This window comes from Betaproteobacteria bacterium (assembly GCA_016709965.1).
Lineage (GTDB): Bacteria > Pseudomonadota > Gammaproteobacteria > Burkholderiales > Rhodocyclaceae > Azonexus > Azonexus amarohabitans.
This window is the reverse complement of record JADJLT010000006.1, coordinates 359,882-386,023: the sequence shown is the minus strand read 5'-3', so window position 1 is coordinate 386,023 and position 26,142 is coordinate 359,882. Positions and strand designations below refer to the sequence as shown.

Sequence of the window (26,142 nt, the reverse complement as noted above, 5' to 3'; positions counted from 1 at the left end):
ATAATCGAACTCCCAAAATCAGAGAGCATGCGATGAAGCTGATCGGCTCCCATACCAGCCCGTTTGTACGAAAAGTACGCGTCGTGCTGGCCGAAAAAAAGATCGAATACGATTTCGTCATCGACTCTCCATGGCTTGCCGGCAGCAAGGTGCCGAGCCAGAATCCGCTCGGCAAGATTCCCGTGCTGGTTCTCGATGATGAAACCCCGCTGTTCGACTCTCGCGTTATCGTCGAATACATCGACAACGTTACGCCGAACAACAAACTCTTCCCCGCACCCAATCGCGAGCGCACCGAAGTCAAGCGCTGGGAAGCACTGGCCGACGGCATTTGCGATGCAGCCGCAACCGCTTTTCTGGAAAACAAGCGCCCGGCGGATCAGCGCAGCGAGGACTGGATCCAGCGCCAGCGCAACAAGGTCACCCTCAGCCTCGAATTCATGGCCGAAGAGCTGGGCGAAAAGAGCTTCTGCATGGGCACGCATATTTCCATGGCAGATCTGGCGACCGGTGCCGCCCTCGGCTATCTCACTTTCCGATTCGCCGACATCAACTGGCACGAAACGCACCCGAACCTGGGCAAACTGTATGACAAACTGATGCTGCGGCAATCGTTTGCCGACACCGTGCCGCACGATTAGAAACATCATGCGGGCATTGAAAGGGGGCAAAGGCCTCCTTTTTATTGCTCCATGAGTTTCACCCCGGCAATGAAACCTTGGCGCAATCTTGCGGTCTGTAGGCTGGCACCACCTGTTGAAGGAACTTCCATTGAGACACCACGCCACAACCAGTCCGCTGCAAGACATTGCCCGAACCCTTTCCGTCGCCCTCGGGCAGCGCGATGAACACACCAGCCTTCACTCGGACCGTGTGGTGTTGCTCTCTGCCGAACTCGGGCAACACATCGGGTTATCCGACCATGAACTTGAACTGTTGTCCCTGGCAGCCCGGTTTCACGACCTTGGAAAAATTGGTATTCCGGACAAGATCTTGCTCAAACCGGCAGCTTTTGAGCAAGACGAATGGGCCTGCATGAAGCAACATGCAGTGATAGGCGAACGGATCATTCTTGCCATCGAAGGTGAGATGACGCCGACGGTAGCCAGGTCCGTTCGGCACCACCATGAACATTTCGATGGAAGCGGCTATCCGGACAAGCTTCTGGGAAGCGCAATCCCCCTGTATTCCCGCATCATTTCGGTAACGGACAGCTATGACGCGATGGTCGCCTCACGGCCATACCACAGGGCGCGATTGCACCAGGAGGTCATGGATATCCTGAGTAGCGAATGCGGGATCAAGCACGACCCTGACCTGCTCCACGCCTTCAAGGCGGTCATCGAGCAATCGGAAATGCGCGCACCGGATGCCTGAATAACCTACCGGATGACCCCGCCGCCCAGACAAACCCTGCTTTCGTAAAGCACCACCGACTGCCCCGGCGTCAATGCCCATTGCGCTTCGGCGAAATTGATCTTGCAGGCTTCTGTGTCAACCGACTCGACTTCGCACGGCTGGTCAGCCGTCCGGTAACGCGGCTTGGCGGTGTAAACCCAGTGCGTATGCGGCGCCCGGTTCGAGACCCAGGACAGCTGCTCAGCCACCAGATCGCTCTTGAGCAGCGCAGGATGGTCATGCCCCTGAACGACATAGAGCACGTTCTTTTCCATATCCTTGCCCACCACGAACCAGGCATCGTGATCGCCACCGCCGGCCTGACCTTTTTCCTTGATACCACCAATGTGCAGCCCCTTGCGCTGGCCCATGGTGTGGAACATCAGCCCGTCGTGCTCGCCCATCACCTTGTCATCATCCAGACGACGGATTTCACCCTTTTTGGGCGGCAGGTAACGCGCCAGAAACTCCTTGAAGGGGCGCTCGCCAATGAAACAGATGCCGGTCGAATCCTTCTTGGCGGCCACATGCAGGCCTTCGGCTTCGGCGATCTTGCGCACTTCGCGCTTGTAGATGTCAGCCAGCGGGAACAGCGTCCTCGATAATTGTGCCTGATTCAGCCGATAGAGAAAATAGCTCTGGTCCTTGGTGCCGTCCTCCGCCTTTAGCAGCTGATACTCACCATTGAACTCGCGGACGCCGGCATAGTGACCGGTGGCGATCTTGTCGGCGCCCAGTTGCAAGGCGTGGTCAAGAAAGGCCTTGAACTTGATTTCCGAATTGCACAGGATGTCCGGATTCGGGGTACGCCCAGCCTCGTACTCACGCAGGAACTCGGCAAACACACGCTCGCGGTATTCAGCAGCGAAATTCACCACTTCGACGTCAATGCCGATACGGTCGGCGACGCTCATAACGTCAATCAGATCCTGGCGCGACGAGCAGTACTCCTCGGTATCGTCGTCTTCCCAGTTCTTCATGAACAGGCCGATCACCTTCCACCCCTGTTGTTTCAGCAACAAAGCTGCCACAGAGGAGTCAACGCCGCCGGACAAGCCGACCACCACAGTTTTTTCAGACATCGGGCCCAGCCCCTTTCTTCCATTCATCCAGCGGCAAGATCACCGCTGGCTGGCCATTATCGACGAACCAGCTATCCACGACGAAGCGGCCAGTTTCGCCGTCTGTTTTTTCTTCTATCACCGCCGACCAATGCGCTAAAAAAACGCCGGCAAAATAGCGCGGCTCGCGTGCCAGCACCCGATGCCAGCGCAGGTAACGACGCGCTTCCAGCAACTGCAAAAGACGCGTTGTTGAGGTCGAATGATCGATGCAATCCATCTTGCCGGGAACGCTGCCATCAGCAAAATTGCCGCCACGATCATTGCGAATATCCGACTGCTCACCCGCCCAGGAATACATAAGCCCGATCGCCCCGGATATCATTTTTCGCTCATTTTCCGGGTCGACCGCGGCAAACAACATTCGGCGCACCAGCCCGAGCTGCCCTTCGGTGTAATGGATATCCGCCTGAGCCAGACAGCCATAACCATAGCAGACGCGGACCGTTTCATCGGCAACGCATTGCCCGGCGCCAAAAACCAGCAAGGCCAGCAGCCAATTTCGCATTAGTCGTAATGGACCAGCAGTTCGAGCGGAGACCGCTTGCCCGCCAGAAAGTCCTCGATGCAGCGCAGAATCAACGGACTGCGATGGCGGCCCTGCGTTGCCCTCACTTCATCCAGCGTCAGCCAGCGTGCAGCGATGATGCCGTCATCCAGAGGCCGGCCGGCCTCGTAACCACGCAACTCGCCGGCAAAGGCGAAGCGCAGATAGGTCGCATCCTCCTTGGTCGGATGCGTCCAATTGTAGATACCCACCAGATGCGTCGGCTTGAAGCGATAGGCCGTTTCTTCCAGCGTCTCACGGACCACGGCATCAAGCAGCGACTCACCTTCTTCAAGGTGGCCAGCCGGCTGATTAAAAGCCAGCCCGGCCTCGGTTTCTTCCTCGACCAGCAGGAATTTTCCATCGCGCTGCACCACAGCGGCGACAGTGACATGCGGTTTCCAGACCATGCTCAAGCTCAATCGGCAAAAGCGCTATTTTACCTGCTGATTTCGGCTAGAATTATGGGCTTTTACAGGCGCAACACGGAGAATCGAACATGTCCATGTCGGATCGCGACGGCTTTATTTGGCAAGACGGCAAGCTGGTGCCCTGGCGCGAAGCCACGACCCACGTCCTCACCCACTCCCTCCACTACGGCATGGGTGTATTCGAGGGTGTCCGTGCCTACAAAACCGAGCGTGGCACTGCGATTTTCCGCCTCAAGGAGCACACCGAGCGGCTGTTCCGTTCCGCCCACATCTTCCAGATGCAGATGCCTTTCACGGCCGAGGAACTCAACGAAGCCCAGAAAGAAGTCATTCGCGCCAACAATCTTGAATCCGGCTACCTGCGCCCGCTGGCATTCTTCGGTTCGGAAAAGATGGGCGTCTCGCCCAAAGGCGCCAAGGTGCATGTCATCATCGCCGCCTGGCCGTGGGGCGCCTATCTGGGCGAAGAAGGCATGGAACGCGGCATCCGCATCAAGACATCATCCTTCACCCGTCACCATGTGAATATCACCATGGTGCGTGCCAAGGCCTCCGGCAATTACATGAATTCCATCCTCGCCAACAACGAGGCCACCACCGATGGCTATGACGAGGCCCTGCTCCTCGATCCGGAAGGTTATGTCTGCGAAGGCGCCGGGGAGAACGTCTTCATCGTCCGGAATGGCAAGCTGTACACGCCGGATCTGACGGCCTGCCTCGAAGGCATCACCCGCGCCACCGTGATTCAGCTGGCTGGCGAAATGGGCGTTGAAGTCATTGAAAAACGCATCACGCGCGACGAAGTCTATTGCGCCGACGAAGCCTTCTTCACCGGCACCGCCGCCGAAGTGACGCCGATCCGCGAACTCGATAACCGCCAGATTGGTGTCGGCCATCGCGGCCCGATCACCAAGGCATTGCAGGAAAAATACTTCGATGTCGTCTAGGCCGCTCCGCAGCCCACGCCGACTGGCTGGCCACCGTCTAATTCAGGGAGAACATGATGTCCGACAAAAAATCCGTTGAAATCACCGCCCACGACCTGCCGCTGCATTGCCCGACCCCCAGCGTCGCGCTGTGGAGTCAGCATCCGCGCGTATTCCTCGATGTCCTGAAAACCGGTGAAGCGACCTGTCCGTACTGCTCCACCAAGTATATCTTCAAGGGCGAAGCGCCCAAGGGCCATCACTAAGTACCGGGCCGCGGGCCTGGTTTTGCTACCTGAGTCCGCCGCTGCCGCATGAAAAAAGCGCTGATCGTTGCCCCTTCTTGGATAGGCGACACCATCATGGCGCAGCCGCTGTTCGTCCGGCTGCACGCGCTCCATCCCGGTTTGCAACTTGATGCGGTCGCCCCGCGCTGGGTGGCCCCCGTCCTCCAGCGCATGGCGGAAATCACCGATGTCATCGACAGCCCCTTCGGCCATGGCCAACTCTCGCTGAAGCCGCGTTGGCGGCTGGCGCGGATACTGGCGGATCGCCGCTACGACGCAGTCTACGTCCTGCCCAACTCGCTGAAATCGGCACTCGTGCCATGGATGGCCAGCATTCCCAGACGTGTCGGATTTACCGGTGAATCTCGCTACGGCCTGATCAACATCCGCCACCGACTGGACAAACTGGCCTTGCCGCTGATGGTCGAACGCTTTGCCCAGTTGGCAGAGGCACCCGGTCGGCCGCTCAAAAATTCCGTTTTCCGGCCAAAAATCCGGTCGACCGCAGCAGACCAGCAAAAGACCCTGGCCGAGCTCAAACTTGACCGTCCGGCCCGCATAGTCGCGTTTTGTCCAGGAGCCGAATTCGGCCCGGCCAAACGCTGGCCGGCCGCGCACTTTGCAGCGCTGGCCAAGCGTCTCGCCGAACAGGGTTACGCCATCTGGCTGTTCGGGTCGCCCAAAGACCATGCCGTTGCCGAAGAAATTGCCCAACTCGCGCCCGGGCTTTGCCGCAACCTGTGCGGCACCACCTCGCTGGCCCAGGCCGTCGATCTGCTGGCCATGGCTGAACTGGTCGTCTGCAATGACTCCGGCCTGATGCATGTGGCCGCCGCGCTCGACCGGCCGATCGTCGCACTGTACGGCTCGTCGTCACCCGGCTTCACACCGCCCCTCTCGGACCAGGCCGACATCCTCAGCCTGAACCTCGACTGCAGTCCCTGCTTCAAGCGTGAATGTCCGCTCGGTCATCTGGATTGCCTGAACAAACTGATGCCAGAACGAGTCTTTGCCGCCTGCCAGAAGAGGATCGCCCCATGAGCGGCCCAGCCACGTTTGCCTCGCCGGAAGACGCCGAACACGCCTTCTACGATGCCATTACCGAGCGCGATGCCGACCGTCTGATGCTGGTCTGGGCCGAAGATGAAGAAACAGTCTGCGTCCATCCCACCGGGGTTCGCCTGCTCGGCCTGCCACCTATCCGCGAAAGCTGGCGCAGCATTTTCTCCAATGCCCGCCTGCGCGTTCAACCCGAACCCGTCGCCCACTGGCACAGCAGCGTGATTGCCATCCACCACCTGACCGAAGTGCTCTTCGTCGGCGACGATCCCAGCCCGCACGGCCCACTCTACGTCACCCATGTTTATGTCCGTGGCTCCCAAGGCTGGCGCCTGGTCAGCCGGCACGCCTCGGCGGCCGATGACAGCCATCAGGCCATGGCCGAAGCCGTGCCGCACACATTGCACTGAAGCCACGTTGAGCCCTTATCGCGCACCCGGCTGGCTGCCCGGCGGCCAGGCGCAAACCCTGTGGCCGCTACTCATCAAACCACTGCCACAGCCGCTGCGCCGCGAGCGCTGGGACACGCCAGATGGCGACTTCATCGATGTCGATTTCCTCGAAGGCCCGGTGGAGGCGCCACTGCTCGTCCTATTTCATGGACTCGAAGGTAGCGCCCGCAGCCACTATTCCATCTCGACGGCGCTTGCCTGCAAATCTGCCGGCTGGCGCCTGGCGCTGCCCCATTTTCGCGGCTGTTCGGGCGAACTCAATCGCCAGCCGCGGGCCTATCACTCGGGTGATTCCGAAGAAATTGACTGGATACTTCGGCGCCTTCACGCCGCCAACAGCCACCGGAAGCTGCAGGCAGCCGGCGTCTCTCTGGGCGGTAACGCGCTGCTCAAATGGGCTGGTGAACGGAACGACTCGGCTAGCGAACTGGTCACCGGCATCGCCGCCATCTGCGCGCCACTCGACCTTGCCGCCTGTGGTCACCATCTGGCGCACGGCTTCAACCGCGTGTACACGCAGCATTTCCTGACCACGCTGAAGTCGGTTTCAGCCAATCGCTTGCGGCAGTTTCCCGGTCTTTTCGACGAATCACGCATGCGCAAGGCAATCAATCTCTATCAGTTCGACGATGCAGTTACCGCTCCCCTGCACGGATTTGCTGGCGCTGACGACTATTGGCGACGCGCGTCGGCCAAACCCTGGCTGAAATCAATCACCGTGCCGACACTTGCGGTCAACCCGAAAAATGACCCGTTTTTGCCATCCCGATATCTGCCGACAGCTGCCGAAGTGAGCGCCTGCGTGCACCTCGAACACCCGGAAAGCGGCGGCCATGTGGGTTTTGTCACAGGCTCTTTCCCGGGAAATCTGGACTGGTTACCGCAAAGGCTCTTACACTTCTTTCTTTTCGAAACGTCATAAATCCATGCAATTTGGGCAAAGATGCGCTGGCGCAAGGAAATTGCAACGATATCCATGCATCATTCGTGTTTTCCCGCAGCAAAGCTAACGACAGGACAACCATGAGCCAACTTCCCGCTGAAATTTTCAAGGCCTACGACATTCGAGGCATCGTCGATAAATCGCTGACGGCCGATGTGGTCCGCCAGATCGGTCACGCACTGGGCTCATTGGCCATTGAGCAAGGTCAGAAGGCCATCGCCGTTGGTCGCGACGGTCGCCTGTCCGGTCCTGAACTGTCCGGCGCCCTAATGGACGGCATCTGTGCCGCTGGCGTTGATGCCATTGACGTCGGCTGCGTGCCGACCCCCGTCACCTATTTTGCTGCCTACGAACTGGGTTGCCACTCCTGCGTTTCAGTCACCGGCAGCCACAATCCGCCGGACTATAACGGTCTGAAAATGGTCATCGGCGGCAACACGCTGGCCCTCGACGCTATCCAGAACCTGAAAAAACGCATCGAAGCCGGCAACCTGAAGCATGGTCAGGGCAAGCGCAGTTCGGCCGACGTGCTCGGCGCCTATGTCGAAAAGATCGTCGGCGACGTCAAGCTGGCCCGACCGATGAAAATTGTCATGGACTGTGGCAACGGCGTTGCCGGCGCCATCGCCCCGGAACTCTTCAAGCGTCTTGGCTGCGATGTCGTGCCGCTGTTCTGCAAAGTTGACGGCAATTTCCCGAACCATCACCCGGACCCGTCCAAGCCGGAAAATCTGGCCGATGTCATCAAGGCACTCAAGGAAACCGACGCTGAAATTGGCATCGCCTTCGACGGCGACGGCGACCGCCTTGGCGTCGTCACCAAGGACGGCGAAATCATCTTCCCGGACCGTCAGCTGATGCTCTTCGCCGCTGACGTACTATCGCGTGTACCCGGTGGTACGGTGATATACGACGTCAAATGTACCCGCCTGCTCGCTCCGTGGATCAGGGAACACGGCGGCGTGCCGCTGATGTGGAACACCGGCCACGCGCTGGTCAAGGCCAAACTAAAGGAAACCGGCGCCCCGCTGGCCGGCGAGATGTCTGGCCACACCTTCTTCAAGGAACGCTGGTATGGCTTCGACGACGGTCTGTACACCGGTGCCCGCCTGCTCGAAATTCTCTCCCGTTCGGCCGATGCCAACGCCCCACTCAAAGCCCTCCCGAACTCGCCATCCACCCCGGAACTCAACATCAAGATGGCTGAGGGGGAACCTTTCACGCTGATTGACAAGCTGAAAGCTGAAGGCAAATTCACTGGCGCTGACGAAATCATCACGATCGACGGCGTCCGCGTAGAATACGCAGACGGTTTCGGCTTGGCCCGCCCGTCGAATACGACGCCAGTGGTTGTCCTGCGTTTTGAAGCCGATAACGCCACCGCGCTGGAGCGCATCCAGGCTGATTTCCGCCAGGCTCTCCAGTCTGTTTGGCCCGGTATCCATTTGCCGTTTTAAGGAGATTTCGTGAGCGAAACAGCCGCTGACCAGCTCTTTCTGGGACGCCAGCCCATCCTTGACCGCGATCAGCGGCTTTACGCTTACGAACTCCTATTCCGTAATGGCAGCCGTAATGCGGCTGATGTCACCTGCGGCGTCCATGCCACAGCCACCGTCATCGCCAACGCCTTTTCCGAACTGGGCGTCGAAGCAGCGCTGGGCAACCATCGCGGATTCATCAATGTCGACGAACATTTCCTGTTCAGCGACATGCTGGAACTGCTGCCGCGACATGCCGTCGTTCTCGAAATCCTCGAAACCGTCCCGCCGACACCTGCCGTCATCGAGCGCTGCATCGCGCTGAAGGCGGCCGGTTTTACGCTGGCCCTGGACGATGTCATCCAGCTTCAACCCGGATTTGCGGAACTGCTGTCACTGGTCGAGATCGTCAAAGTCGACATCCAGCCGCTGTCACGCGTTCAGTTGATGCAACTGGTCATGAAACTCAAGCCAATGGGCAAGCAGTTGCTGGCTGAAAAAGTCGATTCGCGCGAACAAATGGAGCAATGCCTGAAGCTCGGCTTCACGCTGTTTCAGGGCTACTATTTCGCCAAGCCAACGATCATTTCCGGCAAGAAGCTAGACCATTCGCAGCTATCGCTGATGAAGCTGATGGGCTTGCTCCTCGCCGATGCCGCCACCGCTGAAATCGAGGCGGCGCTCAAGCCCGAGCCCGGCCTGACCATCAACCTGCTGCGCATGACCAATTCAGTCGGTGCCGGCTGCAGCGAAAAAATCACCTCACTAAGCCACGCCATCACGGTGCTTGGTCGCCGCCAACTGCAACGCTGGCTGCAATTGCTGGTCTTTGCCTCAGGCAATCAGAATGGCAGTTGCAATCCGCTACTGCTCCTGGCCGCGACACGCGGTCGCCTGATGGAACTGCTGGCAGCAGAGTTGCGGCCAGGCGAGGGAGCCTTCGCCGACCAAGCTTTCATGGTCGGCATCATGTCACTGATGCCGGCACTGGTGGGTCTTGGCATTAACGACATCGTCGCTCCACTGGGCCTTACTGCCGACGTCCGCGATGCCCTGTGCGAAGGGACTGGCCCACTCGGCGCCCTGCTCGGACTAGCCGAAAATAGCGAAAATGGCGATATTTTCCGGTTGACCGCAGCACTCGCCGAGTTGCCGGGCTTGAGTGCCAAAGCGCTCAACCGCACCCAGACACAGGCACTGCAATGGGCCAACAGCATTGCGCAGGAGCAACCCGCCTAAGCGCGCTCCCGTTACAAAAACGCGACAGCACCCGCACAAACCAGCACAGGGACTCGTCTACAATCATCTCGTTTTCAATGACGTGAGCAGACCATGAACCTTGGGCAGAACCCGCAATTTCGACAAGGCACACCGCCTGGGCCAGTGGCCAAGCTGGCCGCCTTCGTCCTGAGCGTGGCCTTCATGGTACTGGCCTTCATGTTTTCACTGGTTGCGTTGGCGATTGTGGCGGTCGCCGGCGTGATGCTGGGCGGCTGGCTGTGGTGGAAAACCCGCGCGCTGCGCAAGCAGATGCAGGAAATGCGCGACGCCCAAACGATGGGACGTCCACAGCAGCCGGCGCGAAGCGATCAGGTGATTGAAGGCGAATTCATCCGCGAAGCCGGGCCGGACCAGCGCCTGCCCTGATCAGCGCAACTTGGGGTTCAACGTACCTCGGTTGTAATCCTTGTCACCTGGCATCACCGTCCGGCCTATGCCAAAAATACCCCCTTGGGCCTCTGCCGGGCGCACCTTGTTTTCCGGGTACTCGGCGGCCACTTTCTGAGCCGCTGCGGCCTTGGCTTGATCCACGAATTCCCAGCGACCGTTTGGAAAAAGACGCACTTTTTGCCCGTCGACCGTCGTGGCCTCCAGCGGCGTACGGTCCAGTTCAGCAGCGAGGCACTGCCCCGCCGCCAGGATTATCATGAGTGCAAAAACGGTTTTCATAGCCGGCCCTCAACCCAGGTCGGCACCGACGCCAATGCAGCCGTCAGGTTTTCCGGCTGTGTACCGCCGGCCTGCGCCATGTCCGGACGCCCGCCCCCCTTGCCGCCGACCTGCTGGGCGACCATGTTAACCAGCTCGCCTGCCTTGACCTTGCCGGTCAGGTCAGCCGTCACGCCGGCAATCAGCGTCACCTTGCCATCCACCACCGAAGCCAGCACGATGGCCGCTGATTTCAGCTTGTCGCGCAGCTTGTCCATGGTTTCGCGCAGCGCGTTGACGTCAGCGCCTTCGAGCGTTGCCGCGAGAACCTTGGCCCCCTTGACGTCGACGGCGTTCGACAACATGTCGTCGCCTTGCGCCGAAGCCAGCTTGCCCTTGAGGGCGGCCAGTTCGCGTTCGAGCTTCTTGACCTGATCGAGCACGGCCAGCACGCGGCCATGCACATCCTTCGGCAATACCTTGAGGGTGCCGGCGACACCGCCGAGGGCGGTTTCCATGTCCTGCATGTAGGCCAGCGCGTTGTCGCCGGTAACCGCTTCGACACGGCGCACGCCGGCAGCAACGCCACCTTCGGCCGTGATGCTGAACAGGCCGATGTCGCCGGTCCGTGAAACGTGGGTGCCGCCGCACAGTTCGCGCGAGGAACCGATGTCGAGGACGCGCACGTCGTCGCCATACTTTTCACCGAAGAGCATCATGGCACCGAGCTTCTGGGCTTCGGCAATCGGCAGGACGCGGGTTTCGGTGGCGACGTTGGCGAGAATCTCCGCATTGACGATATTCTCGACGCGGCGGATTTCCTCGTCGGTCATCGGCTGGTTATGCACGAAGTCGAAGCGGGTCTTGTCCGGATCGACCTGCGAGCCCTTTTGCTGGACGTGATCGCCGAGTACTTCGCGCAGCGCTTTGTGCAGCAGGTGGGTCGCCGAGTGGTTGCGCATGATGCGCTGGCGTGCCAGCACATCGACCTTGGCGGCGACGCCGTTGCCAACCGAGATGGTGCCGGTCTTGACCACACCGTGGTGGCCGAAGACGGTGGCCTGGATTTTCTGCGTATCTTCGACGGCGAAGATGCCATGCACCGACTGCAGCGCGCCGCAGTCGCCGACCTGGCCGCCGGATTCGGCGTAGAATGGCGTGTCGTCAAGGACAACGACGCCCATTTCGCCTTCATTGAGCTGGTTGACCGCAGCACCGTCCTTGTACAGGGCGAGTACATTGGCTTTGGCTTCGAGGGTGGCGTAGCCGTGGAAAGTCGTAGCAGGGCCGTCGTACTCGAGATTGGTCGCCATCTTGAACTTGCCGGCGGCGCGCGCCTGGTCCTTCTGGCGGGCCATGGCGGCGTCGAAGGCAGCGGCATCGACGGTGATCTTGTGTTCGCGGCAGATGTCCTGCGTCAGGTCGAGCGGGAAACCGTAGGTGTCGTGCAGCTTGAAGGCGGTGTCGCCGTTGAAAACGCCACCTTCGCCGAGGGCCTTGAGTTCGCCTTCGAGAATGGCCATGCCGTGCTCGATGGTCTCGAAGAAGCGGTCTTCTTCCTGTTTCAGTGTGGCAACGATCTTGGCCTGGTTCTGGCCGAGCTCCGGATAGGCCATGCCCATTTCGGCGACCAGATCCGGCACCATCTTGTGGAAGAAGGCGGCGCGGGCGCCCAGCTTGTAGCCGTGGCGGATGGCGCGGCGGATGATCCGGCGCAGGACGTAGCCGCGGCCTTCGTTGCCCGGAATGACGCCATCGGCGAGCAGGAAGGAGCAGGCGCGGATGTGGTCGGCCAGCACTCTCAGCGACGGGGAATCCATGTCAGCATCGCTGGTTTCTCGGGCTGCTGCCTTGAGCAAGGCCTGGAATAGATCGATTTCATAGTTAGCGTGCACGCCCTGCAGCACGGCGGAGACTCGCTCCAGGCCCATGCCGGTGTCGACCGAGGGCTTGGGCAGCGGATGCATGACGCCGGCTTCGTCGCGGTTGAACTGCATGAAGACGTTGTTCCAGATTTCGATGAAACGGTCGCCGTCTTCTTCCGGCGATCCCGGGGGGCCGCCCCAGTGCTTTTCGCCGTGGTCGTAGAATATCTCGGTGCACGGACCACAGGGCCCGGTGTCACCCATCATCCAGAAATTGTCGGACGCGTAGCGGGCGCCCTTGTTGTCGCCAATGCGGATGACGCGCTCGACCGGCACACCGATTTCCTTGGTCCAGATGTCGTAGGCTTCGTCGTCCTCGGCGTAAACGGTGACGGTCAGCTTGTCCTTGGGTAGCTTGTAGACTTCAGTGAGCAGTTCCCAGGCGTACTTGATGGCATCGCGCTTGAAGTAGTCGCCGAAGCTGAAGTTGCCGAGCATTTCGAAGAAGGTGTGGTGACGTGCGGTGTAACCGACGTTCTCGAGGTCGTTGTGCTTGCCGCCGGCGCGTACGCATTTCTGCGAGGTCGTCGCCCGCGTGTAGGGACGCTTGTCGAAACCGAGGAAGACGTCCTTGAACTGGTTCATCCCTGCATTGGTAAACAGCAGCGTCGGGTCCTCGTGCGGCACCAGCGAACTGGACGACACAATCTGATGGCCTTTGGAGGCAAAGAAGTCGAGGAACTGCTGGCGGATTTCGGCGCTTTTCATAAGCTGTCGGCCCTACATGGCGTTGAATTCGGAATCCGTGATTTTAAATGAAAGCGTGAAGCTTCGGCGAGACAAGGCCCAAAACGAAAAACCCGCCTGTCGGCGGGAATTTCGCTTTCCACTGTGCTCAGTCATCAATAGCGGCGGCGCGGACGATCCACCCGTCCATCGTGATTGAAGTCATGTTGACGATCATGCTTCTGCGCATAAATATGCCGGCTTTGTACGTTCTGAGCGTGATTCAGGCGAGCACGCTCGCGGCGGGTGACCACGCCATCGGCCTTGGCTCGGTTTTCCATGTTATCGACATGTTGCTGACCACGCTCGAGGCGATTCGCCTCGCGTTGCGTCAGGCTCCCTGAAGCAACGCCCTGATCGATGCGGCGCTCCTGGTTGGCCTGGCGCTGATCGACACGCGGCGTGTTGGCCTGGGCAAATGCCAGTGCCGGCAGAACGAGGGAAAGTACAGCAAGCGTCTTGATGATTTTCATGATTTCCTCCTGATGAATAGGGCGAACTCCCTGGAAACCATTAGAAGACAAACCAGCCTAAAAATCAGCCGCCTAAATGCAAGCCTTTGTAAGCACTTGTTTCGGCGACAAAGAGATCAAGTCGATCGGTAAATATGGCACTGACGCCACGATCAAATATTGATTTTGCCGCTTTTTTCCCGTTGACCGTGTAACACAGGACGGGAATGTCATTAGCCTGCGCTTCGAGCAGTACGTCGTCGCTCAACTGATCGGCAGCGCAGTGCAATGACACCGCCCTCATACGTTCTAATGTTTCCCGCCAATCGACCGGCGCATGCTCATACAAAATGCCGCGGGGAATGTTTGGCGCCAGATCACGAGCAATTTCCAGAGCCTCGAGCGAAAACGACGAGATCAGCGGAACAACTTTTGCGCCCTGCCAAAGGATTTCAGTCATTTGGGCAACCGTCTCTGCAGTCTGTCGTTCGAAGCCGCTCGCCGGCTTGATTTCAATGTTCGCCAACAGGCCATATTCCCGACAAAGGGCTGCCGCCTCGGAAAAACGGGGAATGCGCTCGCCATTTCCCGCATCCAATAAAAACAGCGCGTCGTCAGACGTATCACAAACACGCCCTGCCCCGCTGGTCGTGCGCTCCAGTGTCTCGTCATGAATGAGCACGGGCGTACCATCTGCCGACAACATGACGTCAAATTCGACGGCCTTGAATCCCATTCGTGCAGCAAGCCGGATGCCGGCCAGCGTGTTTTCCGGCGCCAGCGTCCCGCCGCCACGATGAGCAAACCAGCGCGGCAGCGAGCGCTTCATTTAGAAGGGCTGCGATTTCTTCAGGGCGGGCTTGGCCCCAAGCAGGGCATTGCCGCGGTTAACTGACGTATCCAATGCTGCCTTGGCCGGCGTTTTGTCTGCCCAGACAGCTTCCAGCTCTTCATTCGCAATGATGCGCACCGGGTCGATGTTGGCGACACGTACTGCCGGCTTGCCGCCATTGCCCTTCAGTGAGGCGTAGGCGATCTCCAGTGTCTTGTCGTCATCCTTGAGCACCTTGCTGTGCGTAGCAGCACGAGCAGCGGCCGTCAGCGGCAAACCGCCGTATGCGCGAACCATTTCAACCTGCATTTCCGGCGACAGCAGGAAAGAAACAAATTTCGCGGCCTGCTTGTATTGTGCCGGCGAGCGACCAGCGCCTACCCACAACGAAGCCCCGTCAGCCAGCGAGGACTGACGTCCACCATAGACATCATCATGATACGGTAGCGGTGCAACGCCCAACTCAACGCCCTTCGCATCACGGAAATTGGTGAATTCCCGAGAGTCGGTGCTGATCATCGCGCACTCACCATCGTGGAACTTGGCACTGGCCTCGTCACGACGCCCGAATAGCTTGAAGTAATTGGCCTTGGTCCAGGTCGCCATCATGGCCAGATGCTTGACTTGTGGTAGTCCATTGAAAGTCAGCTGCCCTTTTTCTGACATTGCCGGGACACCGGAAACAGCACTCACGTTATCAATATGCACCCAGACCGGCCACGACGAGGTGTAAGGGCATGCATAGCCGGCATCCTGGAGTTTGTCGAGCATGCCCTGCATTTCAAACCAGGTCTTTGGCGGCTGCTCCGGATCCAGTTTGGCCTTGCGGAACGCATTCTTGTTATAAAACAGCACTGGCGTCGAATAAACGACGGGTAATGCAACCAGACGTCCTTTCGCATCGACCACGCCAGCCTTCAAATCGCCTGACAACTCGCCGAAATTCAGCGGCTCACCGGCCTTGGCCATTACGCTGTAGAGGGGAACAAACTGTTTTGACTGACTGAGGACATCGCTCATGTCATAGCGACGCACCAGATTCAGGACTGCCGGCTTGCTTCCCTTCTCCAGACGCACCAGCTTCAGGGTGCTGCCTGATTCCTTGTTGAAGCGGTCTACCACCGCTTGCAGACGATCCTCGCCAACCGGGCCCAGATTGTGTGCCAGCTCAAACTCGGCAGAAACCGCCGGGGCAACTGCCGTGGCGGCGACATGCTTTGCAGCACGCTTGGCCGGTTTGGCCTGAACAACGGAACAAGCCAGTACCAATGTAATGGCGAGCGACAGTGGACGGATGCAATGCGACATGAGTACTCCACAAAATCTTAAAGGGCACAATTATAACTGGCGGGTGAATCGATGCATCACACACATCTTTCGCAAATATGCGAAAATCCCGCCATGATCAAGCGGACTTTACTTACCCTCATTTTCCTGAATCTGGTCGCCTGCGATCAGATCAGCCAGAAACTGGGCATGGAAGACCCGGCAAAAAAAGAAGCGCGCATGGAACCGGAAGCCAAGGCCGTCGGTAGCGCCTGCCGGCAATCCGGGCGGGCCATCGAGGACTGTTACTCGATCTACAGCTGGCTGCCCAAAGCAGGCATCTACGCCGGCTGGCGCGAAATGGATGAATACATGCGCGAGAACAAGCTGGAGACCATCGTGCCTTTGTTACCGCCACCCGAACCGCCCGGCAACCGGAAAAAGAGAAAGCCCGCCGCGCAGGACACCGCTCCTGACACTGACACCAAGGCAGAAAGCGGAACGAAAGCCGACGCCGAAAAAAAAGCTGACTCGCACTAATTCCGCCGTCCAATCAAACTGACCACGTCCAGAGGGCAATTTAATGAGGCTTCCAGCGTTTCTGGGCGGAATCCGCGGCAAGCTGATCGCAATTTTTGTTCTGATCAAGGTTGTCCCGCTACTATTACTTGCCTGGTTTGCCTGGTACGCGACCAGCCAACTCGGGCAGGATGTCTCGAAAAAAGCAGGCAGCATGGCCGATGCAATGCTGTCAACCATCAAATCGGTTGGCAAAACGGTCACCGACGACTCCATCCGCGCCCTGGACCAGCGTTCCCGCGAAGCCATCGAGTCCTTGACAACCGACGCCGCCAAGGAAATTGCCACCTTCCTTTACGAGCGTGACGCTGATATTCGTCAGGCGGCGGCCCTCGATCCATCCGCCACCAGTTTCCGACGCTTCTTGAACGAGCGAAGCCGAACCATCTATCAGCATGGACCGTGGAAGCTGGCCCAAGATGGTAAATCCTGGGAGCCTGAACAGGTCGCTTCCCGCACAGCTACAGTGACACGACCAGTCCTGCCAGACAACGCAAAGGACTTCCACGCCCGCCCACCCGAGTATTTCGGTGACAGCGAGATGCGCCCGCTCTTTGTCGAGATGACTTACATTGACCTCAACGGGCAGGAAAAAATAAAGGTTACGACTGGCCAATTAACGGAAAAAGGCCTCAAAAATGTGGTCGACCGTCGCAACACCTTTATCAAGGCGGAAACCTATTTTCCCGAGCTCAAAAAACTCAAGGCTGGCGAAATCTACGTTTCCGACGTCATCGGTGCCTACGTTCCAACGCAGATTATCGGCCCCTACCTACCGGCTACGCTGGAAAAGGCCGGCAAGCCCTTCAAACCTGAAGACTCAGCCTACGCGGGCACTGAAAATCCGGTTGGCAAGCGCTTTCGTGGCATCGTGCGCTGGGCCATGCCGGTCGTCAGAAACGGCCAGATCAATGGCTATGTCACCTTGGCCCTCGATCACGACCACATCCGCCAGTTCTCGGACCGCCTGATGCCGACCGAAGAACGCTACACACCCATTGCCGACGCCATCAAGGGGAACTATGCCTTCCTTTGGGACCACAAGAGCCGCTCCATTTCTCATCCACGTGACTATTTCATTGTCGGATACGACCCAAAAACCGGTCTGCCGGCAACCCCCTGGATGGATGACGAGCTCTACACCGAATGGCAAAAAAGTGGACAACCATCGTACGAATTCCTTGCCGGCATCCCCGCATTTCGTGACCAGAACCTGAAACGAAAGCCCGCCCGCGCGCTTGTGCAGGCTGGCACCGTTGGCCTCGACTGTCGATACCTCAATTTTTCACCGCAGTGCGATGGCTGGAACGCAGTCACCGAACATGGGGGCTCAGGTTCGTTCGTCATTTATTTCTCGGGGCTGTGGAAATTAACCACCGCCGCCGCCATTCCCTACTACACCGGCCAGTACGGAAAAACCCCGCAAGGCTTCGGCTTCGTCACAATCGGCGCCAATGTCGATGAATTCCACAAGGCAGCTACAGAAACGGCCAGCCAAATCAATACACTGCTGGCGCAAAAGGACGCCAGTTTCAAGACCCAGCGTGGCGAAATGCTTGACCAGATCCAGCAAAGCCTGACCTCGACTGCCTTCGGCCTTTGGGCATCGACCTTGCTGATGGTGGCCATCGTCATCGGCATTGCCATCTGGATGGCCAGCCTTCTTACCCACCGCATTACCGCCATGATCTCCGGAATCCACGCCTTCCAGCAAGGTGACCGCACCCGCCGCCTGGATACCCGCTCAACCGACGAAATCGGCGAACTTTCCCGCTCCTTCAACCACATGGCCGACTCAGTCGAAGAGTCGTTCAAACGGCTTGAAGAAGCCAAGGAAAAGGCGGAGGCGGCAAGTCGCCAGAAATCAGCCTTCCTGGCCACTATGTCACATGAACTGCGCACGCCGCTCAATGGCATTCTCGGTTTTGCCGAGCTACTCCGGTACGAGCTGGAGAATCCGGAACATCGGAGTTACATCGACATCATTGAGCAGAGCGGCAGCCACCTGCTCAATCTGGTGAATGAAATTCTGGATCTGGCCAAGATCGAATCGGGCGAAATGCGCTTTAACCAGGTCGCAACGCCACTGGCCAGTCTGATTACCGATTGCGCTGCCAGCCATCAAGTATCGGCACAAGCCAAAGGCCTGACATTTGAACTGAATTTGGCACCAGACCTGCCGTTAGCGGTATCGACTGACCCTACGCGGTTATGTCAGATACTGAACCATCTGCTGAGCAACGCCGTCAAATTTACCGCGACCGGGCAGATCAGCCTGATCGTTACGCAGCGTGAGCACGAAATCACGTTTGCGGTTCGCGATACAGGCCCCGGCATCCCGCCCGAAAACCACGAAATCATCTTTGAGAAATTTCACCAGTTGGCCAATTTTCTGACGCGTGAACAGGGTGGCGCCGGCCTTGGGCTGGCACTCGTCAAACAATTGGCAGAACACATGGGGGGACGCGTCACGCTCGATTCTGAAGTCGGCGTCGGCTCGACTTTCGCCGTACACCTCCCGCCCAACCAGCCCCTATAGCCTGATCGCGATATCGTTGTCCGTCTCCAAAGCACACACTTGCTCGCCCAATTTCTACCTGACGATTTTTACACAGGCAACAAGCATCCGGCTGTTGCACAGCAGGGTGGCGTATAATCATGCCCCATGTCTGAAATCAATACCTTAGCCGGCGATAACGCCGTAGTCATCGCTGCCGACGCAGTGCCTGAAATCACCTTTGCCGACCTCGGTCTGGCCCCGGAGCTCCTGCGTGCCGTCCTCGACGAAGGCTATACCAAGCCAACGCCGATTCAAGCGCAAGCCATTCCGCTCGTCATCAGCGGCAAGGACATCATGGGCGGCGCCCAGACTGGCACTGGCAAAACCGCTGCCTTCACGCTCCCCATCCTGCAGCGCATCCTGCCCTTCGCCAGCAGCAGCCCTTCACCGGCAAAACACCCCGTACGCGCCCTGATTCTCGCCCCGACCCGCGAACTGGCCATGCAGGTCTTCGAATCAGTCAAGACCTATAGCAAGCACACACCAATCCGTGCCATGTGCGCCTTCGGCGGTGTCGATATCAAACCGCAGATCGCCGAGCTGAAGCGAGGTGTCGAAATCCTCGTCGCAACACCGGGCAGACTGCTCGATCACGTTGAAAACAAGAGCGTCAGTTTCAATTCCGTGCAGGCGCTGGTTCTCGATGAAGCCGACCGCATGCTCGACATGGGCTTCGTACCTGACGTCACGCGAATCCTGAACATGCTGCCCGCCCAGCGCCAGAGCCTGCTCTTCTCGGCCACCTTCTCGGAAGAAATCAAGAAGCTCGCCGATACCATGCTGAAGTCGCCGGTGCTGATTGAAGTTGCTCGCCGCAACCAGGTTTCCGACACCATCACGCACCGCGTCCATCCGGTATCCGAATACGGCAAGCGTGGATTGCTGACCAAGTTGCTGCGATCCGGTGAAATCCGCCAATGCATTGTCTTCATGCGGACAAAACAGGGCTGTTCACGCCTGACCCGCGAACTTCAGCGCGCCGGCATCAAGGCAGATGCCATTCACGGCGACAAAAGCCAGCTTGACCGCATCAAAGCACTGGAGGCTTTCAAGGGCGGTGAAACGCATGCGCTCATCGCCACCGATGTTGCTGCCCGCGGGCTGGATGTTGATGACCTGCCCTACGTCATCAACTACGAACTGCCGCACACGCCGGAAGACTACGTGCACCGCATCGGCCGTACCGGTCGTGCCGGCAAGATGGGCAACGCCATTTCACTGGTCAGCGCCCGTGAAGTTTGCTATCTGGTCGATATCGAGAAACTGATCAAGCGCCCCATCGAGCAGATCGAAGTTGCCGGCTTCGAGCCGGAGCCGGAATACGAATACCCACCGGGCAACAAGAAAAAACGCAGCGCACCGGTCGTCGCGCCTGTCGCCCAGCGGCCTGAGCGTGGCGAGCGTCCCGAGCGCAACACTGAGCGTTCAAGCCGTCCGGAACGTAGCGACCGCAATGACCGTCGTCCGCCGCGTCGCAACCCAATGATCGCCGCAGATGGTTTTGACTTCAGCAAACCGTACGAAGACAACTCACCTCGCGGCGAAGTGCCGGATTCCCCGACCGTTCCCGCCCGTGTTGATCCGCACAAGCCAAAACGCGTGGTAGCTGCACTGCTTGGTGGTCTAGGCCGCAAGTAAATCTAAGCATTATTAAAAAATAATGGCGCCATGAGGCGCCATTATTTTTTAATCTGAAACAGACTCAGATGCGTAACGTAGACTTGCTCGGCAACGCATCGATCAGCTTGATGATCGCCAACGAAAGGTTGTCGCCGCTACCGTTGGCACGCCGCCTCGCCTTGTCGATCAGGACTTCACAAGCTTGGCGAGCCGAATTCTGCGCGATCAGCACGCCGAGTTCGATATCGTCGAAATAAGCCCAAAGCCCATCGGAACACAGCACGAAGGCGTCGCCAGCGGCCAGATCACTGGTTTCATCAAGCGCAATTTTCGGATCATCCTGCCCGCCCAGCGAAGCCAGCAACACATTACGGTTGGGGTGAGTAAGTGCCTGCTCGGCGGTGATTTTTCCGGTGGAAATCAAATACTCGACGTAGGAGTGATCAACAGAACGATTGACCAGATTGGTGCCCCGAAAATGGTAGAGCCGACTGTCGCCGCAATGGCCCCAAGTAATACGACCCGGCTGCAGCAGCAACATCACAGCGGTGCTATGCGGGTCCATTTCATTCATGAAACGCGACGCCTTGATCATCGTATGTGCCTCGCGCATGCTGTTTTGCAGCATCAATTGCGGGTTTTCATCGATGGAAAAAAATTGTTCGAGATTGGTCTTGGCGGTGTGCACGACCTGCTCTGCGGCCAAGGCCCCACCGGTATGGCCGCCCATGCCATCGGCAACGACAGCCAGCGCCACGCCGCGTTTACGCGGGTGCGCCAGGATGGCAACGCGATCCTGCTGTTCCTTGCGATCTCCCTGATGCTGTGCTGCACAGGCATCGACTGCTATCGGCATCCTTCCTCCTTGGTGGCCGAAAGATTATCACGAATGCCTTGGCTAACCGCCAACACTGTGTCAAAGACTGGATTTGAGCGTGACATTTACAAGCCTGCACCGTTTCCGAAACGTTCAAGGATGACATCGACGAATTCCGGCAGGGCATCTTCGCTCAGGCCCAGCTCAGGCAGAACATCGTCTTTGAGACTCTCCCATTCCATGTTGGGAATGCGCTGATCGCGGTAATAGATGTCGATGGCCAACTGGACAATGGCAACCATGCTACGCGCCTCGGGCAGACCCAGGTCGCCGATGGCATGGTGATAGCGGATGGCATCGCAGATGAATTCCGGCAGATGCCAGTGACGGGCAACCAGATAGCCAACCACACAATGGTCCGCATTGAATTTGCGGTCCTCTTCGCCCAGATCGGTCCAGATACCGGGCGTCCCCAGTTTCATCTCGTTGCAGTAAGTCGGAAAGCGCTGCATCAGCAACGGTACGCCGCAATCGTGAAAGATGCCGGCCAGGTAAGCCTGGTCGGGGAAAATATTGCAGACGGCGATTCTCTCGTCAGCGACCAGCATGGCCAGCTGGCCGACGGCATGCGAGCGCGCCCAGAAGGCTTCGTACACCTGACGGTATTTCTTGATATCCCCCATGCTCGACAGCGCAATGGCCTGAACCAGATTGAAGGTTTGCCGAACGCCAACGGCGTGCAGGATTTCCTCGACTGAAGCGAAGGGCTGGTGCTGCCGGTAAGCGGAATTACCGACCACCTTGAAGAGCATCGCCGTCAAGCCGGGATCCTGATTGATGACCTTGGCCAGCACGCGCACATCCAGCTCGCTGCGTTTCATGTGCTGGCTCAGCTCTTCCAGCACTCTCGGCTGGGCCGGAATTTTCACGCCGTTTTCAAGCAATCGCTTGATACGGCCAGCGTCGTCAGCCCCCTGCGACTTGGTAATTTCAAAAACCGATGTTGGGGCACTACTCATGCAAGAACCTCGTCAATCAATTCAATCCAGTGCCGAACCGGCACGATGCTACCGGCCTGCAGATGCGTCAGACAGCCAATATTCGCCGTTGCCACCTGCGCCGGCCCACCGGCCGTGAGCGCAGCCAGCTTGTTGGCGCGCAACTTACCGGCCAACTCGGGCTGCAAAATTGAATAAGTGCCGGCTGAACCACAGCACAGATGGCTGTCAGCAACCGGCGTCAAATCGTACCCAGCCGCCTGCAACAAGGTCTCGATACTGCCACGGATATGCAGGCCATGCTGCAGGGTGCAGGGCGAATGAAAGGCCAGTTTGCCACGTCGATCCTGACGCGCCGCCAACAATGACAAGAGTGCTCCTTGTTCGGCACTCAAGACCTCGGCAGGATCGCGACACAAAATACTGATTTTTGCCGCTTTTTCCCGGTAGACCGTGTCATTGGCGAGAATATGGCCGTAATCCTTGACCTGCACGCCACAACCCGAGGCAGTCACCACGATAGCTTCGATACCCGCCTCGACATGTGGCCACCAAGCGTCGATATTGCGGCGCATGTCATTCTTCGCCGCTTCCTGATCGCTCAGATGAAAGCGGACGGCGCCGCAGCAGCCCGCCTTCTCCGCCTCAAACAGTTCGATACCCAACTTGTCGAGAACGCGGGCAGTCGCCGCATTGATATTCGGCGCCAGCGCAGGTTGCACGCAGCCCGCCAGCGCCAGCATGCGACGCGGATTACCTTCCGTTTTCGGCCAGGGCGCACCGGCAGCCTGGGCCGGCGGCAGCTTGTCGGCGAGGCGCGAGGGCAACAAAGGACGGAAAGCGCGGCCGAGCTTGACCGCTGCGCCGAACAGGGCCGGACGTGGCAAGACAGCGCGAAGCAAGGCACGCGGCAATGATTCGCCCAGCGAACGTGGCAATCTGTCCTCTACGACTTGTCGCCCGATATCCAGCAGATGGCTGTACTTGACGCCCGAAGGGCAAGTCGTTTCGCAGGCGCGGCAAGTCAGGCAGCGGTCGAGATGGGTCCGTGTTTTTTCCGTAACCGGCTTGCCTTCCAGTACTTGCTTGATCAGGTAAATACGGCCGCGCGGGCCGTCGAGTTCATCGCCCAAAATCTGGTAGGTCGGGCAAGTTGCCGTGCAAAATCCGCAGTGCACGCACTTGCGGAGAATGTCCTCGGCGACCTGGCCAGCATGGGTGGCGCGCAGTTCGTCTGTCAGCTTGGTATCCATCAGCGCATTTCCCTAAAACTCCGCGTACAGACGGCCGGGGTTGAGAATACCCTTCGGGTCGAAGGCCTCTTTCAGGCGACGATGCAGCGCCAGCAACGCCGGCTGCAACGGCGCAAACGCGCCTTCCAGGCAGCGCAATGACTCCGGCGCGCGGTAGAGCACGGCATGGCCACCGATTCGGGCCGAGGCCTCGCGCACAGCGGCCTGCTCGCCGGCATACCAGCGCTGGGCACCGCCCCACTCGATGGCACGCAGGCCGTCCAAGCCTGGACAAGGCGCCGTCGATGGCACCGAAAGTCGCCACAGCAGGCTGCCATCGAACGCGGCGTGGGTCTGTTCTTTTATTGAATTCCAGTGGCTTTCCGGGTTGACCATAGGATCTCCACCCAGTTTTCCAATTGCTGCCTCGACTGCCGCCCGCGCTCCGGAAAGACGCAACCACAGTTGTCCTTCGAACCAGAAGGAAGCAGAAATCGGCATAGGTTGGCCGCCCCACTCGTTAAGCCGGCGTATCGCCTCTCTGGCATCGCAGTCAAAAACCAGCGTCTGCTCGGCAACCGGCCTGGGCAGCACCTTGAGCGTAATCTCGGCGATTACCCCCAGCGTACCAAGGCTGCCGGCGATCAGGCGCGAAACGTCGTAGCCCGCCACGTTCTTCATAACCTGGCCGCCAAAGTTCAGCACCTGACCGGAGCCATCGACCAGCTTCACCCCCAGCACGAAGTCACGCACCGCTCCCGCTTGCTGGCGGCGTGGGCCGGACAAACCCGCGGCAACGCCGCCGCCCACCGTAGCACCACCGAAATGTGGCGGTTCAAAAGCCAGCATCTGACCTTTTTCCGCCAGCACTGCCTCGATTTCTGCAAGCGACGTGCCGCATTGGGCGGTGATGTAGAGCTCAGTCGGTTCGTAGGCAACAATGCCGCGATAACCGGAAACATCGAGGATTTCCCCGGCCAGCATGCCGCCGTAGAAATCCTTGCTGCCGGCACCGCGGATACGCAGCGGCGTTCGATTATCGTGTGCTGCCTTGACGGCGGCAACAATGTCGTCAAGCTGCATCAGAAACGCTCCAGTTCAGGGAATTTAACGTCGCCATGATGAACGTGCATGCGCCCATATTCGGCGCAGCGGTGCAGGCTGGGCACGGCCTTGCCCGGGTTGAGCAGTCCCGTTTCATCGAACGCCGCCTTGACGCGATGAAAAGCCTCAATTTCCGGCGTCGCGTACTGGACGCACATCTGGTTGATTTTCTCGATGCCGACGCCGTGCTCACCGGTGATTGAGCCGCCCAAGGCCACTGACATTTCGAGGATTTCGGCGCCGAAGGCTTCAGCGCGTTCCCAATTGCCCGGCTGCGCGGCGTCGTACATGATCAGCGGATGCAGGTTGCCGTCGCCGGCGTGGAAGACGTTGGCGCAGCGCAGGCCGTATTTGCGCTCCATCTCGGCGATCGCCGACAGCATTTCGGCCAGCCGCTTGCGCGGAATAGTGCCGTCCATGCAGTAGTAGTCCGGCGTGATTCGGCCGACCGCCGGAAATGCCGCCTTGCGCCCGGCCCAAAAGCGCAGGCGCTCGGCTTCGGATAGCGAGACGCGGATCTCGCTGGCGCCAGCGGCGTTCAAAACCTCGGCGACACGGGCGATTTCCTCGGCGACCTCTTCCGGCGTGCCGTCCGACTCGCAGAGCAGAATGGCTTCGGCGTTCATGTCGTAGCCGGCTTTGACAAAGGGCTCGACCGCTGCCGTCGCAGCCCTGTCCATCATCTCCAGCCCGGCCGGAATGATGCCGGCGGCGATGATCGCGGCCACGGCGTCGCCGGCCTTGGCGACGTCGGCGAAGGAGGCCATGACCACCTGCGCCAGTTCCGGCTTGGGCACCAGCTTGACGGTGACTTCGGTGACAACGCCGAGCATGCCTTCCGAGCCGATCATCAGCGCCAGCAAGTCATAGCCCGGCGCATCCGGCGCCTCGGAACCGATCTCAAAAACCTCGCCCTCAATGCTGACGACGCGGATGCGCAGCACGTTGTGTACGGTCAGGCCGTATTTCAGGCAATGCACGCCACCGGAGTTTTCGGCCACGTTACCGCCCAGCGTGCAGGCAATCTGCGATGAGGGATCTGGCGCGTAGTAGAGACCGAAGGGCGCCGCCGCTTCCGAGACGGCCAGGTTGCGCACGCCGGGCTGCACCACGGCCAGCCGCGCCGCACGATCAACCCGCAGAATCTTGTTGAAGCGAGCCAGCGACAAAACCACGCCTTGAGCGTGCGGCATCGCACCACCTGACAAGCCCGTGCCAGCCCCCCGGGCGACCACCGGCACGCCGAGGCTGTGGCAGGTGCGCAGGATGTCGATGACCTGCACCTCGGTTTCCGGCAGACAGACGGCGAGCGGCAGTTCGCGGTAGGCGGTCAGGCCATCGCACTCGTAGGGGCGTAAATCCTCTTCACCGACCAGAAGACAATGCGCCGGCAGAAACAGCCGAAGGCGCCGGGTCAGGATGTCGAGATCGGTTGTGAAGACGGGGTCAGGAGCGTTCAT

25 protein-coding genes and 1 pseudogene are annotated in these 26,142 nt (G+C 59.1%); 13 read left to right on the top strand and 13 right to left on the bottom strand.

Annotated elements, in window-relative coordinates; all coding sequences use genetic code 11:
* Positions 1-32 precede the first annotated feature (32 nt).
* Both IPJ12_16310 and IPJ12_16305 read left to right on the top strand, forming a co-directional pair.
* The gene (locus tag IPJ12_16310) at positions 33-641 is read left to right on the top strand and encodes a glutathione S-transferase (protein ID MBK7648663.1); all 609 of its coding nucleotides are present in this window, start codon (positions 33-35) and stop codon (positions 639-641) included.
* Between the two features lie 130 nt (positions 642-771).
* Positions 772-1,377, top strand: a complete 606-nt coding sequence (locus tag IPJ12_16305; protein MBK7648662.1) for an HD domain-containing protein — start codon at positions 772-774, stop codon at positions 1,375-1,377.
* A gap of 5 nt (positions 1,378-1,382) precedes the next feature.
* On the opposite strand, the gene mnmA is transcribed toward IPJ12_16305, so the two are convergent.
* From mnmA to IPJ12_16290, 3 genes are read right to left on the bottom strand one after another with little or no spacing between them, the layout of a single operon-like run.
* Entirely contained in the window at positions 1,383-2,480 is a 1,098-nt protein-coding gene (gene mnmA / locus IPJ12_16300; GenBank protein MBK7648661.1) for a tRNA 2-thiouridine(34) synthase MnmA, read from the bottom strand.
* Complete coding sequence (locus IPJ12_16295) at positions 2,473-3,027, bottom strand: hypothetical protein (GenBank protein MBK7648660.1); 555 nt, start codon at positions 3,025-3,027, stop codon at positions 2,473-2,475. The genes mnmA and IPJ12_16295 overlap by 8 nt, the downstream gene beginning before the upstream one ends.
* Entirely contained in the window at positions 3,027-3,476 is a 450-nt protein-coding gene (locus IPJ12_16290) for an NUDIX hydrolase (GenBank protein MBK7648659.1), read from the bottom strand. The genes IPJ12_16295 and IPJ12_16290 overlap by 1 nt, the downstream gene beginning before the upstream one ends.
* A gap of 89 nt (positions 3,477-3,565) precedes the next feature.
* Between IPJ12_16290 and IPJ12_16285 the strand changes: the two are divergent.
* The 8 genes and pseudogenes from IPJ12_16285 to IPJ12_16250 all read left to right on the top strand — a co-directional run bounded on the left by IPJ12_16285 (position 3,566) and on the right by IPJ12_16250 (position 10,289).
* Positions 3,566-4,485 (top strand): annotated as a pseudogene (locus tag IPJ12_16285) (branched-chain amino acid transaminase).
* A gap of 15 nt (positions 4,486-4,500) precedes the next feature.
* Entirely contained in the window at positions 4,501-4,689 is a 189-nt protein-coding gene (locus tag IPJ12_16280) for a zinc-finger domain-containing protein (protein ID MBK7648658.1), read from the top strand.
* A 48-nt stretch (positions 4,690-4,737) separates the two neighbouring features.
* Positions 4,738-5,751, top strand: a complete 1,014-nt coding sequence (gene waaF / locus IPJ12_16275; GenBank protein ID MBK7648657.1) for a lipopolysaccharide heptosyltransferase II — start codon at positions 4,738-4,740, stop codon at positions 5,749-5,751.
* Complete coding sequence (locus IPJ12_16270) at positions 5,748-6,179, top strand: nuclear transport factor 2 family protein (GenBank protein MBK7648656.1); 432 nt, start codon at positions 5,748-5,750, stop codon at positions 6,177-6,179. The genes waaF and IPJ12_16270 overlap by 4 nt, the downstream gene beginning before the upstream one ends.
* The gene (locus tag IPJ12_16265) at positions 6,130-7,143 is read left to right on the top strand and encodes an alpha/beta fold hydrolase (GenBank protein ID MBK7648655.1); all 1,014 of its coding nucleotides are present in this window, start codon (positions 6,130-6,132) and stop codon (positions 7,141-7,143) included. Before IPJ12_16270 ends, IPJ12_16265 begins: the two co-directional genes overlap by 50 nt.
* Positions 7,144-7,244: 101 nt before the next feature.
* Complete coding sequence (locus tag IPJ12_16260) at positions 7,245-8,621, top strand: phosphomannomutase/phosphoglucomutase (protein MBK7648654.1); 1,377 nt, start codon at positions 7,245-7,247, stop codon at positions 8,619-8,621.
* 9 nt (positions 8,622-8,630) lie between these two features.
* A complete protein-coding gene (locus tag IPJ12_16255; protein ID MBK7648653.1) occupies positions 8,631-9,881 on the top strand; it encodes an EAL domain-containing protein in 1,251 nt (416 codons plus the stop codon).
* 93 nt (positions 9,882-9,974) lie between these two features.
* Positions 9,975-10,289: a hypothetical protein gene (locus IPJ12_16250; protein ID MBK7648652.1), complete on the top strand. Its 315-nt coding sequence runs from the start codon at positions 9,975-9,977 to the stop codon at positions 10,287-10,289.
* Here the strand turns inward: IPJ12_16250 and IPJ12_16245 are convergent, their stop codons facing one another.
* The 5 genes from IPJ12_16245 to IPJ12_16225 all read right to left on the bottom strand — a co-directional run bounded on the left by IPJ12_16245 (position 10,290) and on the right by IPJ12_16225 (position 15,814).
* The gene (locus IPJ12_16245) at positions 10,290-10,592 is read right to left on the bottom strand and encodes a hypothetical protein (GenBank protein MBK7648651.1); all 303 of its coding nucleotides are present in this window, start codon (positions 10,590-10,592) and stop codon (positions 10,290-10,292) included.
* A complete protein-coding gene (gene alaS / locus IPJ12_16240; GenBank protein ID MBK7648650.1) occupies positions 10,589-13,204 on the bottom strand; it encodes an alanine--tRNA ligase in 2,616 nt (871 codons plus the stop codon). Before alaS ends, IPJ12_16245 begins: the two co-directional genes overlap by 4 nt.
* A gap of 134 nt (positions 13,205-13,338) precedes the next feature.
* Positions 13,339-13,695 carry a hypothetical protein gene (locus tag IPJ12_16235; GenBank protein ID MBK7648649.1) on the bottom strand — a complete coding sequence of 119 codons (357 nt, stop codon included), beginning with the start codon at positions 13,693-13,695 and terminating at the stop codon, positions 13,339-13,341.
* Positions 13,696-13,759: 64 nt separating this feature from the next.
* Complete coding sequence (ugpQ, locus tag IPJ12_16230) at positions 13,760-14,503, bottom strand: glycerophosphodiester phosphodiesterase (GenBank protein ID MBK7648648.1); 744 nt, start codon at positions 14,501-14,503, stop codon at positions 13,760-13,762.
* Positions 14,504-15,814, bottom strand: a complete 1,311-nt coding sequence (locus tag IPJ12_16225; GenBank protein ID MBK7648647.1) for an extracellular solute-binding protein — start codon at positions 15,812-15,814, stop codon at positions 14,504-14,506. It lies immediately after the preceding gene.
* A gap of 93 nt (positions 15,815-15,907) precedes the next feature.
* On the opposite strand from IPJ12_16225, the gene IPJ12_16220 reads away from it, so the two are divergent.
* The 3 genes from IPJ12_16220 to IPJ12_16210 all read left to right on the top strand — a co-directional run bounded on the left by IPJ12_16220 (position 15,908) and on the right by IPJ12_16210 (position 20,549).
* Positions 15,908-16,312, top strand: coding sequence for a hypothetical protein (locus IPJ12_16220; protein MBK7648646.1), 405 nt, complete (start codon positions 15,908-15,910; stop codon positions 16,310-16,312).
* Between the two features lie 43 nt (positions 16,313-16,355).
* On the top strand, positions 16,356-18,890 hold the full coding sequence (locus IPJ12_16215) for a HAMP domain-containing histidine kinase (protein ID MBK7648645.1): 2,535 nt from the start codon (positions 16,356-16,358) through the stop codon (positions 18,888-18,890).
* Between the two features lie 192 nt (positions 18,891-19,082).
* Positions 19,083-20,549 (top strand): DEAD/DEAH box helicase, encoded by a 1,467-nt coding sequence (locus IPJ12_16210; protein MBK7648644.1) that lies wholly within the window; start codon positions 19,083-19,085, stop codon positions 20,547-20,549.
* A gap of 64 nt (positions 20,550-20,613) precedes the next feature.
* Here IPJ12_16210 and IPJ12_16205 read toward each other — a convergent pair whose 3' ends face one another.
* From IPJ12_16205 to IPJ12_16185, 5 genes are all read right to left on the bottom strand, one after another.
* A complete protein-coding gene (locus IPJ12_16205) occupies positions 20,614-21,387 on the bottom strand; it encodes a serine/threonine-protein phosphatase (protein ID MBK7648643.1) in 774 nt (257 codons plus the stop codon).
* An 86-nt stretch (positions 21,388-21,473) separates the two neighbouring features.
* A complete protein-coding gene (locus tag IPJ12_16200; GenBank protein ID MBK7648642.1) occupies positions 21,474-22,367 on the bottom strand; it encodes an HDOD domain-containing protein in 894 nt (297 codons plus the stop codon).
* On the bottom strand, positions 22,364-23,599 hold the full coding sequence (glcF, locus tag IPJ12_16195; GenBank protein ID MBK7648641.1) for a glycolate oxidase subunit GlcF: 1,236 nt from the start codon (positions 23,597-23,599) through the stop codon (positions 22,364-22,366). The genes IPJ12_16200 and glcF overlap by 4 nt, the downstream gene beginning before the upstream one ends.
* Before the next feature lie 12 nt (positions 23,600-23,611).
* On the bottom strand, positions 23,612-24,661 hold the full coding sequence (gene glcE / locus IPJ12_16190; protein MBK7648640.1) for a glycolate oxidase subunit GlcE: 1,050 nt from the start codon (positions 24,659-24,661) through the stop codon (positions 23,612-23,614).
* Positions 24,661-26,142: an FAD-binding protein gene (locus IPJ12_16185; GenBank protein ID MBK7648639.1), complete on the bottom strand. Its 1,482-nt coding sequence runs from the start codon at positions 26,140-26,142 to the stop codon at positions 24,661-24,663. Before IPJ12_16185 ends, glcE begins: the two co-directional genes overlap by 1 nt.

Excerpts from the sequence above, each read along its gene's own strand:
- IPJ12_16260 (MBK7648654.1), top strand. The coding sequence starts at position 7,245 with ATGAGCCAACTTCCCGCTGAAATTTTCAAGGCCTACGACATTCGAGGC.
- IPJ12_16250 (MBK7648652.1), top strand. The coding sequence starts at position 9,975 with ATGAACCTTGGGCAGAACCCGCAATTTCGACAAGGCACACCGCCTGGG.
- glcF (MBK7648641.1), bottom strand. The coding sequence starts at position 23,599 with ATGGATACCAAGCTGACAGACGAACTGCGCGCCACCCATGCTGGCCAG.
- IPJ12_16265 (MBK7648655.1), top strand. The coding sequence starts at position 6,130 with ATGACAGCCATCAGGCCATGGCCGAAGCCGTGCCGCACACATTGCACT.
- IPJ12_16235 (MBK7648649.1), bottom strand. The coding sequence starts at position 13,695 with ATGAAAATCATCAAGACGCTTGCTGTACTTTCCCTCGTTCTGCCGGCA.
- IPJ12_16205 (MBK7648643.1), bottom strand. The coding sequence starts at position 21,387 with ATGCCGATAGCAGTCGATGCCTGTGCAGCACAGCATCAGGGAGATCGC.
- IPJ12_16225 (MBK7648647.1), bottom strand. The coding sequence starts at position 15,814 with ATGTCGCATTGCATCCGTCCACTGTCGCTCGCCATTACATTGGTACTG.
- glcE (MBK7648640.1), bottom strand. The coding sequence starts at position 24,661 with ATGCAGCTTGACGACATTGTTGCCGCCGTCAAGGCAGCACACGATAAT.
- IPJ12_16310 (MBK7648663.1), top strand. The coding sequence starts at position 33 with ATGAAGCTGATCGGCTCCCATACCAGCCCGTTTGTACGAAAAGTACGC.
- IPJ12_16245 (MBK7648651.1), bottom strand. The coding sequence starts at position 10,592 with ATGAAAACCGTTTTTGCACTCATGATAATCCTGGCGGCGGGGCAGTGC.
- IPJ12_16215 (MBK7648645.1), top strand. The coding sequence starts at position 16,356 with ATGAGGCTTCCAGCGTTTCTGGGCGGAATCCGCGGCAAGCTGATCGCA.
- waaF (MBK7648657.1), top strand. The coding sequence starts at position 4,738 with ATGAAAAAAGCGCTGATCGTTGCCCCTTCTTGGATAGGCGACACCATC.
- ugpQ (MBK7648648.1), bottom strand. The coding sequence starts at position 14,503 with ATGAAGCGCTCGCTGCCGCGCTGGTTTGCTCATCGTGGCGGCGGGACG.
- IPJ12_16185 (MBK7648639.1), bottom strand. The coding sequence starts at position 26,142 with ATGAACGCTCCTGACCCCGTCTTCACAACCGATCTCGACATCCTGACC.
- IPJ12_16290 (MBK7648659.1), bottom strand. The coding sequence starts at position 3,476 with ATGGTCTGGAAACCGCATGTCACTGTCGCCGCTGTGGTGCAGCGCGAT.
- IPJ12_16220 (MBK7648646.1), top strand. The coding sequence starts at position 15,908 with ATGATCAAGCGGACTTTACTTACCCTCATTTTCCTGAATCTGGTCGCC.
- alaS (MBK7648650.1), bottom strand. The coding sequence starts at position 13,204 with ATGAAAAGCGCCGAAATCCGCCAGCAGTTCCTCGACTTCTTTGCCTCC.
- IPJ12_16295 (MBK7648660.1), bottom strand. The coding sequence starts at position 3,027 with ATGCGAAATTGGCTGCTGGCCTTGCTGGTTTTTGGCGCCGGGCAATGC.
- IPJ12_16200 (MBK7648642.1), bottom strand. The coding sequence starts at position 22,367 with ATGAGTAGTGCCCCAACATCGGTTTTTGAAATTACCAAGTCGCAGGGG.
- IPJ12_16270 (MBK7648656.1), top strand. The coding sequence starts at position 5,748 with ATGAGCGGCCCAGCCACGTTTGCCTCGCCGGAAGACGCCGAACACGCC.
- mnmA (MBK7648661.1), bottom strand. The coding sequence starts at position 2,480 with ATGTCTGAAAAAACTGTGGTGGTCGGCTTGTCCGGCGGCGTTGACTCC.
- IPJ12_16280 (MBK7648658.1), top strand. The coding sequence starts at position 4,501 with ATGTCCGACAAAAAATCCGTTGAAATCACCGCCCACGACCTGCCGCTG.